This window comes from Ruegeria sp. SAZD013, from assembly GCF_059612525.1.
In genome coordinates this window covers 1-6,327 of sequence record NZ_JBXWQT010000023.1, presented here as the reverse complement: position 1 = coordinate 6,327, position 6,327 = coordinate 1, and the positions used below count along the sequence as shown (strand labels likewise).

Here is a 6,327-nt window from a genome sequence, read left to right as displayed (position 1 = left end):
GAATTGTTTGACAGGTTCGCCATTCTTGCGCGGCGTTAAATTCACATTTGAGCATTCGCATCTTGACAGATTAATATGCCAAGAAAAATCGATTATACCTTCAAAGTCATAAGCCTGACCTATGGATAAACTTACTTATGAGATTCGGAATGATCAGACGAAGCTTCGTGTGGGAAGCTGGCCAGAATAGCGAACAGACGGGGAAAACCTAACGGTTCCTTTCCTTCAGTAAAAACGCCCCAGTTCCCTGATCCTTTGCGGATAATCATCTGGAAAACGCCAGATGATCTCTCCGGGTGCGCGTACCAGACCGCGCGCGGCGGGGTCTTTGTTGGTCAGCAATGATAGGAAAAGATCGCTGCTGGCCCATGGTGAAGACCGGAAATACCAATGTCCGTTGCCATTGCCCGCCTCTTCGGCATCCGTCACGTCGATGACATGCAGCCTTGGGGTCCGGGCCAATTCCGCTTGCACCGCAGGCACTGCTTCGCCGGGGGGCGAGGTCTCTCCGACTCGCTTGCGGCCAAAGACGAGCCTAGACATCGCCAGGGCGGAATCCGTTTGCGACTGATAGATCGTCAGGTCCGTAACCGCATCGAGTAGACCGTCCTCGATAGCATGAATGAAATAAGCACGGTCTAGATCGCTGCCGATCAGGATGAGTTTGCCCAACCGCGCGTTTCCCTCGGCCCCCAACGCGATTTGATAGGCGGCGTCAAAGGCCAGCCTTGTCCCGGCGCTGTAGCCGATCAGGTGGATGCGACGGGCATTGGTATGGGTCGAGAGAAAGGCAATCAACTCGCGCAGATAACGTCGCGAGGCCAGCGCCGATTCCTGATCACGAAAATAGGCCAGCGTATTTGGGGTTGCTGTCCAGTTGTAACTGATGAAAGCGCCCTGATAGCCCAGAAAATGCTGCAACTGGCTTGAGACTAGGGTGGAATAGTCGAAGTCCACATTATAGCCGTGGATGTAGATGAAAATGTCCTTGTTGGCCGATTGCGCCAACTGCGCATTAATTTGTGACGCAAAACGGCGACCGGCGGCTTCAACTTCGACACGGCTGGGTGGGGTATCCATGTATTTGATTGCGCTGAACGGCAAGATGCCGGTCTCGGCCACGCCCACCACACGCAGCCTATAGTCCTGATCCCGCGCCGCGGCGAGTGTTATGCGCCGTGCATTTTCCCAGCTTTCAAGCGGCGGGTCCGACGCAACCTGCGCGACACCCGCCCGCAGCACTTGCCCCCGTGCGTTATTGTAGCTTTTCTGTGGGTCGTCCGGTCCTGCGGGCTGGCGGTCTGTTGCGTAAAACAGTCGCGCCCGCGACTCGAAATTGCCCTCGGTCACATCCTCGAATGGATCAAGCGTGCCATCAGCAAAGACCGTTGGCGAAGGCATAATGTCAATTTCATTGTAGGTTTTCGCTGCACACCCAGTCAGGGCGACACAGATCAATAGCCACCAAAACCTACGCATCAGACCCTTAACGCTCCGTCATATTCCGGCTGCTTTGTGAATTTGCGGCACAAGATTTCACACATTTCTTTTGCAAATAGTCCGACATTGGCAATCGTTTATTGCCACGCGCGACCATAAGTATCAGCCGCAAATTGGGTGCGGTTTCGATGCCCGGCGCCCGCACCGGGCACGACCTCGATGGGTCTAGTCTGCCAAAACCGGGTCAGATCCTGCGCGTTGCTGGGTTCGATAGAGAGAGGGCGAAACGCCTGTCCAGCGGTTGAAGGCGCGTCGGAAGCTGCGGGGATCTTTATAGCCAAGCGTACTGGCGATCTGGTCAATAGACCTGTCGGTCTGGGTCAGCAAATGCTGTGCCTTGCTTTTTGCAAAGCGGGTTTGGACGGCGTTGAAGGACGTGCCTTCCTGACGCAGCGCGCGCTGCAGGGTTCGCGGCCCTATTGCAAGATGGCTTGCCACGGTATCCTCTGACATATCCGCGTTTGCGACAGTGATCTGCAATATCTGTTCCACTGCATCCCCAATGGTCTGCACAGGATTAACGCCCATCAACGCCGCCAGATCATCAAGATCAATGTTCGCGTCCAGACTGCGGGGCGAAGGGTTGCGCGTTTGCAAATCGCCCAGTCGGATGGCAATACCGGGCGGGCTGTCCCGAAGACGCACGGGGGCGCCAATCATCTCTTCGATCTTCGGGACATCGACTCGCGCCTCATGTGGCAGTTCAATCCAGTCCGGGTGCCAGCCTTCACCCAGAAAGTGGCGGATAACGGTAGCGAGGACAAACACCGAGCCTTCGTCCAGATGTTTGTGACCCATGACCGTCAGCCCGACTGCACTGCGCCCGACCACGACATGGGTCTCGGTCTGACGAAATACGATCTCTGAACCTGGGTGTATCAGCAAGAACGCCCGTGCCCCGCGCGCCAGCGCGGTAGCCAGGTCAGGCGCGCTCAGCACAAAATTTGAATACGCGCCGTAACGCGCGTAATCGAATTTGCGGCCAATCCGGGCACCAAGAAGCCTGTCGCCCATCGCACGGGCCACCGTTTCAACCAGAATGCCCTCTGATGCGTAGGGTGCAAAACCCGCTTTCAGCGATAGAACAGAACGGTCCAGGCCGACCGCTTGAAGGGCGTCCGCAACGGTGCTCGCTCCGGCGAAATCTTCAAGCAGTTCCACGACATGGGCCAACTCGCGAATTGTAACCATGTTTCGACGCATTGGGTTAGTTTGTCGGGAATTGTCCGGTGACACAACCCGTCAAGGCGCTGCACAATCGCCCTGCGACAACGGGTTACACCGCCGTTCCCTCAACCCGTCATCACCGACGAAACCTGTGATTTCTTAAGGGACATGTTCGTGAGTAAGTCTTTCCCCCTCTCTCTCAGTCAGTCGCTGACGTTGCTGGCCACGATCTGGGCTCAGGCGGCGTATGCGCAGGATATGGACACAACCGTCGACAGTTTAACTGACAGCCGCGAGATCCCGGTTACCATCGACAATTTCACCCACGCCGCGACTGATCTTGAGCTGGGCAAATATGTGTCACTGGCCGGAGGAGTGAACAGGTTCTTTCACTTTCGCGAACCGACCCCGGTGGATGATCAACCAACTATCCGGATGAACCGCGACACGCTGTACAGCACCGCTGTTATCGACATCAGCGAAGGCGCAACCCTGACGCTGCCAAATGCAGATGGCCGCTATATGACCGCAATGGTTCTCAATCAGGATCATTACATCGAAGAGGTGTTTCACGGTGGTGGCACCTATGCGCTGGATGTCGAGACTTTTGGCACGCCCTATGTTGTCGTCTTCATGCGCGTGTTGGTCGATGCCGCCGATCCTTCGGATGTGGCCACCGTCAACGCGTTGCAGGACCAGATGCTGGTCGAGGCCGGGTCGGCCCGTCCGTTCATCCTTCCCAATTATGACGAAGCCAGTTTTGAGGGGCTGTTACAGAGCATTCTGGCCCTCGGCCCCTATGTGCCGGACAGTTCCCATATGTTCGGCGCGCGTGATCAGGTTCAGGCAGTCCGGCATCTGATCGGCACCGCTGGCGGTTGGGGTGGGTTGCCCGAGCATGAGGCCTATTACGTCAGTGTAGAACCAAATCTGCCAGTGGCCGAGTATCGCATCGATGTTCCCGCCGAGGTGCCGGTCGGGGCGTTCTGGTCTGTCAGCCTTTATAACGCCAGGGGCTTTTTCCAGCCCAACGCGCAAGGTGCCTATAACGTCAATTCAGTGACAGGTGCGCGCAATGGTGATGGATCAATGACCATTCACCTGAGCGGGTGTATGGATGGGCGGGTCAACTACCTGCCGATCATGGAGGGCTGGAACTATACCGTGCGGATGTATCAGCCCGGGCCCGAGGTTCTCGATGGGACGTGGAGCTTCCCCCCAGTTCGCCTTTTGAATTAACGGAAAGGATTTCTCATGCGACGTCTTCTTTTTGCCCTTGCGCTGTGTGTGCCCTCGATTGCCGCGTCAGAGGAGGTGCGCATCCACAACCTTGTGCGGGCGGAATCTGACACGATGATCAGGGCAAATCTTGCCGCCAATGGGGTGGGCGTGGGCGAAATCGTTCACGAGCGTACGCTGGTTTCGGCGGATGCTCCGCAGCCGATCATCCGCGCAAATCAGGACACGCTTTATTCCGCCGTGATCCTCGACCTGTCCCAGCCGGTCCACATCACCCTGCCCGACGGCGATGGCCGTTTTCAGTCGATGCTGGCTATCAGCCAGGATCACTATGCCTTTGTCGAGGCGACACCGGGCACCTATGACCTGACCGAGGACAATGTCGGCACGCGCTTTGCCTTTGTCCTTTTCCGTACATTCGCCGATGCCACGGATGCCGAAGATCTGGCCAGAGCGCATGCGGCGCAGGACGGGATCGAGCTCAGCGGCGGTGGCAACGGCCCGTTCGAAGCGCCGGACTGGGATATGGAAAGCCTGGCCGAGGCGCGCAAGGCGGTGAACGATCTGGCAAGCGCGGTCGGCTTTGATGCGGCCAATGCCTTTGGCCGCAAGGACGAGGTCGACCCGATCGATCACCTGGTCGGCGCCATCGCTGGTTGGGCAGGGCAACCGGCGACCACGGCCTCGGCCGTGATCGCCAGTGTCGATGCAAATGATGGCGAGACGCCCCATGCAATCACGGTCAACGACGTCCCGGTCGACGCGTTTTGGTCGATCACCGTTTACAATGCCGACGGCTATCTTGAGCCGAACGAGCTTGACCGCAACAGTTACAACAACGTTTCTGCCAAGCCCAACGAGGACGGGTCATACACTATCCACTTCGGTGCATGTGACGATGGCCGGATCAACTGTATCCCGACCCCGCCAAACTGGAATTACACCGTCCGCCTGTACCAGCCGCGCGCCGAAATTCTGGATGGAAGCTGGACCTTTCCATCGGCTGAACGGATCAACTGAACCGATAAGGAGACCGAGATATGCAGTTTTCGACAAAGTCACAGGCCACCGCACTCGCCCTGCTGATGGCCGCAATCCTGGCCTTGCCGCTGCCAGCCGAGGCCCAGTCGCAACGAACGAAGAACACGGTTGGCGGTGCCGTCGTGGGGGCTGGGGTGGGGTACCTCGTATCCGGTAGTGACGGCGCAAAAGCCGGAGCCGTCGTCGGTGCCATCGCAGGCTATCGTAAAAAGCGCTAAGGCCACGCTGCACGTGCCGCACGCTATTGAAGAAATGAGGTAGATCACATGAAACGAGTTCCCCTAACGGCAATTTTCGGGATGTGCATTACAGCGCTGGCGAGCACTGCCTCTGCCGATGCGGAGATGGACGAAATCATCGCCGCAGCTGCACCGTTCATGCATCTTAGCTGCGCCAGTGTTCTTGCAGAGCACGAGGATGACCCCGATCAGGTAAGCCAGATCGTGCGTCTCATGGCGATGGTGTCGCTCTACAACCGTCAGATCGATGTCGTGGCTACCGTCCCGGAAGAATATCTGGGCGACCTCAAGACCGAGTTCGTCGAAGAGCTTGAAGACGCCTGCGACAACGACGGTGGCAAGTTGCTGGCCGGGGCAGTGGACGATGCTGTGAGGGAAACCTTTGAAGAGTTCGAATAATCCGCTGCATTAACAATCGGCCGCCGAATGCGGCTGCCAGCTTCTTGATAGGTCTTTTGCAAAATGAAACGGCGCACGGGCGCAAAGGACCATGCCAAGCCCGCTGTACAATGGGTGAGATGCACATCAAGGTGAAGGGCATTTGTGACAAAGCACGATTGCCTCCAGCCGTGAAGAGATTCGTAACGCAGCTGTGACGCTCTTGGCAGTCCAGCTTCAACCGCGCTATCCTGTGTTTCAGAAGAAAGCTTGCTTGTTGTTTTCTCACCCTGGCCTCGCCCAACTCAGGGGTCGAAGCCTCTGGGAAACATGGCGCGATTCAGTGGGATTTCGATTGGGTGAAACTCATTCAGGGCATTACCTTTGTCCCAAAGTAGAAGCAGCTCGCAATTGTGTGGCTTTTTGTTGGTTTTTCTTGACCAGTTAATAAATTTGATACATTTTTCACGATAAAGACCTAAATGGAGCACAAATTAACACGAATCTAGACCGTTTTGTTTGTTCACCGCGATCCTTGGGAAAGAGGTTTCACTTCGGTCCAAGGATGGTTTCAAAGCGGCGGCAATGCTAAACTGGAATTCCTGTGCGGGCTGGTTTTGGCAACCTGATATGGAAAGGTATCGCCCCGACACTTCGCATGTGAACAGCGCATCTTGAGGGTCCAAATCTTTCGAACCGGCGGGCACTGGATGCAAATGACCCAAAGCGCCTCGCAAATGAAGGCGCCCAAAAACGAAGATCA

Annotated in this window: 7 protein-coding genes; 4 read left to right on the top strand and 3 right to left on the bottom strand. The window is 56.6% G+C overall.

Annotation, left to right across the window (positions count from 1 at the left end):
* Nucleotides 1–225 precede the first annotated feature (225 nt).
* Nucleotides 226–1,401, bottom strand: coding sequence for an alpha/beta hydrolase (locus AC2FLU_RS12830; RefSeq protein WP_480496617.1), 1,176 nt, complete (start codon nt 1,399–1,401; stop codon nt 226–228).
* A 264-nt stretch (nt 1,402–1,665) separates the two neighbouring features.
* Entirely contained in the window at nt 1,666–2,691 is a 1,026-nt protein-coding gene (locus AC2FLU_RS12825) for a helix-turn-helix domain-containing protein (RefSeq protein ID WP_496812000.1), read from the bottom strand.
* Nucleotides 2,692–2,841: 150 nt separating this feature from the next.
* Between AC2FLU_RS12825 and AC2FLU_RS12820 the strand changes: the two genes are divergently transcribed.
* From AC2FLU_RS12820 to AC2FLU_RS12805, 4 genes are read left to right on the top strand one after another with little or no spacing between them, the layout of a single operon-like run.
* On the top strand, nt 2,842–3,906 hold the full coding sequence (locus AC2FLU_RS12820) for a DUF1214 domain-containing protein (protein WP_496808472.1): 1,065 nt from the start codon (nt 2,842–2,844) through the stop codon (nt 3,904–3,906).
* Nucleotides 3,907–3,921: 15 nt separating this feature from the next.
* A complete protein-coding gene (locus AC2FLU_RS12815; protein ID WP_480521540.1) occupies nt 3,922–4,926 on the top strand; it encodes a DUF1214 domain-containing protein in 1,005 nt (334 codons plus the stop codon).
* 20 nt (nt 4,927–4,946) lie between these two features.
* On the top strand, nt 4,947–5,165 hold the full coding sequence (locus AC2FLU_RS12810) for a YMGG-like glycine zipper-containing protein (RefSeq protein ID WP_480477721.1): 219 nt from the start codon (nt 4,947–4,949) through the stop codon (nt 5,163–5,165).
* 48 nt (nt 5,166–5,213) lie between these two features.
* Nucleotides 5,214–5,585 carry a hypothetical protein gene (locus tag AC2FLU_RS12805; protein ID WP_496808471.1) on the top strand — a complete coding sequence of 124 codons (372 nt, stop codon included), beginning with the start codon at nt 5,214–5,216 and terminating at the stop codon, nt 5,583–5,585.
* A 473-nt stretch (nt 5,586–6,058) separates the two neighbouring features.
* Here the strand turns inward: AC2FLU_RS12805 and AC2FLU_RS12800 are convergent.
* Nucleotides 6,059–6,327 (bottom strand): hypothetical protein (locus tag AC2FLU_RS12800; protein ID WP_496808470.1); only part of this gene is annotated, 269 nt, incomplete at its 5' end.

Bases quoted from the DNA above. Each gene is read 5' to 3' on its own strand.
- AC2FLU_RS12830 (WP_480496617.1), bottom strand. From the start codon at position 1,401: ATGCCTTCGCCAACGGTCTTTGCTGATGGCACGCTTGATCCATTCGAG.
- AC2FLU_RS12825 (WP_496812000.1), bottom strand. From the start codon at position 2,691: ATGGTTACAATTCGCGAGTTGGCCCATGTCGTGGAACTGCTTGAAGAT.
- AC2FLU_RS12815 (WP_480521540.1), top strand. From the start codon at position 3,922: ATGCGACGTCTTCTTTTTGCCCTTGCGCTGTGTGTGCCCTCGATTGCC.
- AC2FLU_RS12810 (WP_480477721.1), top strand. From the start codon at position 4,947: ATGCAGTTTTCGACAAAGTCACAGGCCACCGCACTCGCCCTGCTGATG.
- AC2FLU_RS12805 (WP_496808471.1), top strand. From the start codon at position 5,214: ATGAAACGAGTTCCCCTAACGGCAATTTTCGGGATGTGCATTACAGCG.